The sequence below is a fragment of the Okeania sp. SIO3I5 genome, assembly GCF_010672085.1.
Classification (GTDB): Bacteria; Cyanobacteriota; Cyanobacteriia; order Cyanobacteriales; family Microcoleaceae; genus Trichodesmium.
In genome coordinates this window covers 1-2,915 of the sequence record NZ_JAAHHT010000462.1, presented here as the reverse complement: position 1 = coordinate 2,915, position 2,915 = coordinate 1, and the positions used below count along the sequence as shown (strand labels likewise).

General features: G+C 35.4%; 3 protein-coding genes. 2 read left to right on the top strand and 1 reads right to left on the bottom strand.

The annotated features are described in order from the left end of the window. Positions 1-669, top strand: a 669-nt coding sequence (locus tag F6K40_RS39625) for an AAA-like domain-containing protein (protein WP_293145636.1), incomplete at its 5' end; no start/stop codon positions are given. Beyond that, positions 666-2,381: an AAA-like domain-containing protein gene (locus F6K40_RS39620; RefSeq protein WP_293145633.1), complete on the top strand. Its 1,716-nt coding sequence runs from the start codon at positions 666-668 to the stop codon at positions 2,379-2,381. The genes F6K40_RS39625 and F6K40_RS39620, both read left to right, overlap by 4 nt. A gap of 172 nt (positions 2,382-2,553) precedes the next feature. Here the strand turns inward: F6K40_RS39620 and F6K40_RS39615 are convergent, their stop codons facing one another. After that, positions 2,554-2,853, bottom strand: a complete 300-nt coding sequence (locus F6K40_RS39615) for a hypothetical protein (RefSeq protein ID WP_293145631.1) — start codon at positions 2,851-2,853, stop codon at positions 2,554-2,556. Positions 2,854-2,915 lie beyond the last annotated feature (62 nt).

The window sequence follows — 2,915 nt, the reverse complement described above, 5'->3', positions numbered from 1 at the left end:
TTAAAATGCCCTATGGTTTTATTTTTAGATAATTTAGAATTGCTTCGTATCAACGAAATCGATCAAGATTTCTTGGGAATGCTCCGCTCTTGGAGTGATAAAGCTAGTAGAAATCATCTCTGGCAAAATTTACGATTAGTCATTTCTTATGCTCCGAATATTGAGATGAAAATCAATCCTAATCAATCCCCCTTTAACATCGGTACGACTATTGAAGTGCCAGAATTTACACCCAAACAAGTACAACAATTGGCTGAAAATTATCAACTTAACTTAGATAACTATCAAGTAGAGGAACTAATGAAAATGGTGGAAGGTCATCCTTATTTAGTAGATTTGACTTTTCATAGTCTTAAAACTTGTAATGGCATGACATTAGAGAAAATCTTAGAAACTGCTCCGACAAAAGATGGTATTTATCATAGTCCTTATTTACAAGAATATTTAGCAATTTTAAAACAGCATCCAGACGGAGTTTTAAAAGAGTATCCAGACTTAGCTAAATGTTTTCTGAAAATAATTAAGGGCGAAGATATAGGAAATCTCAAAAGTCATGCTATTAAGACGCTTATGAATTTAGGATTAGTTAAAGACCGGAATGGTAAAATATCAGTTAGCTGCAAACTTTATCGTTTGTATTTTGAAAATTATTGGGGAGATGTTGAATGAATCCATTTTATAAGTCTTTTAATTACAAAGTAGGGGGTAGTCTAGATTTAGATAATTCTAATTATGTAGTGCGACAGGCAGATACAGAGATTTATAATACTCTGAAAAAAGGAGAGTATTGTTATGTTTTTAATGCTCGGCAAACAGGTAAGTCAAGTTTGCGGATTAGGACGGCAGAACGACTGCGAAAAGAAGATATTGCTTGTGTGGAAATAGATTTAATGGCAATTGTCAGCACAGAAAGTAATGTCGGACAAATTTATGCTGGAATTGTGCAAGAAATAGCTAGTGGTTTGCGATTGGAAGTTGACTGTTTAAGTTGGTGGTTGAAACGAGAAGTATTAGAACCTAAAGAACGTTTGATTGAATTTATCGAGCAGGTAGTTTTAACGAAAATTGACAAAAATATTGTAATTTTTATTGATGAAGTAGATTGTTTGCGAATATCAGATTTATCTCTAGAAGTTTTTCTTAGTTTGATTCAAAAATTTTATAAAAAACGAGAAAATAATTCAGCATATCAACGGTTAACTTTTGCTTTGTTTGGCGTGGTAGAAATTTCCGATTTTTCCCTTACTATGATTGGTAATGGAATTGAGCTTTCAGGTTTGGAATTTCCAGCAATATTGCCTTTAGCAGAAGGATTATTAAAAAAAGTAGGTCGTCGTCAAGAAGTTCTCAAAGAAATAATTTTTTGGACGGGAGGACAACCTTTTTTAACACAAAAATTATGTCAGTTAGTTGCTACATCATCCACCAAAATTTCTACTGGTTTAGAAAAACAGGAGGTGGAAAAGTTGGCACTTTCAAACATTATTCAAAATTGGGAATATGACGAAGAACCAGAACATTTACAGACCATAAAGAATCGCCTTCTCACCAGCAAATATTCTATCAGCAAATTATTACGCTTGTATCAGAAAATTTTACAAAAGGGCAAAATTCGAGCAACAAATAATCCCTTACAAGCAGAATTACAGTTAGCAGGTATAGTTAGGAAAGAAGAAGGGAAGTTAAAAATTTATAATCCGATTTATGCTCAAGCTTTTAACCGAAATTGGATAGAAAAAGTATTAGCAGAAAAAGAACCCACCAGAATTAAAGACCATATTCGGTGGGTAATTTTGTTGTTATTATCTTTAGCAAGTTTCCGGTTACTATTTCCCCAACTTTATGTGCAGCTTAACGACTGCGGAGTTGATAATTATTTAGTCAAACAATATCAACTAGCTCGGTTTTATTTCCAATGCGCTTTACTGTTAAAACCAAATTACAAAAAAGGACATTATAACCTCGGTGCAACTTATGAAAGACTAAACCAATTTGACAAAGCAAGGAGTGAGTACCTTATTGCCGAGGGAGTTTCGGAAGCTTACAGTAACTTAGCTCGACTTTATATTAAAGAAAAACAATACTCGGAAGCTATTGCCCTACTCGAAAAAGCTTTCCAGAAAGACAAAGCTAAAACCGATCCACTTCTTCGTTATGCTTTGCTGAAAAATATGGGTTGGGTATTGCTGGAGCAACAGCGTTATGCAGAAGCAGAAACTTATTTGCGAGAGGCCATTGAATTAATAAATACAAAGGCGATCGCTTACAAGTTACTGGCGAGGTTATTGGAAGCTAAGGGCGATCGAGAGGAAGCACAAAAGATGTGGCAAAAATTTCGGCAGTACGCTTTGAACGAGTCATCGCGGGAATATGAATATTAGACCTCTCCGGAAAAGAGGGAACAGGGAACAGGGAACAGGGAACAGGAAGAAAGAATAGATAATTTCTGGATGAGAATTGATTTGATTTTTAATTTCCGGAGATGTCTATTAGATATGGGAGTATTAGCAAAAATTCCAAATTTGGTAGGGGGGTTTGGAGACCAAACCCCTACTAGACATGAATTGTAGCAATACTATTAATATTTTTAGTCTCCGGATGAATAACTTTTCCTTTATCTTTATCTGGATCTGGATCTGGATCTGGATCTTTCCCTTCTTCTGAACTCAATAATAAATTTTCGGTTTCAGGAGTATCTATACCTATAAAAGCAAAAGTTGTTGCTGTCGGTGGGCAAGCGATATAGCTGCCACTAGGTTCCGCCTTTAATGTCGCGCAGTATTTTCCTAGGTCATGCTCCGTAAACATATCCGCGACAGGCGAAAACGGCATCAAAGTAATAATATTGGCCAATAAAGCAATTAGATTGCAAAAGATCGTAAGAGCACACGGCTGAACTCACGACACTTACTTCT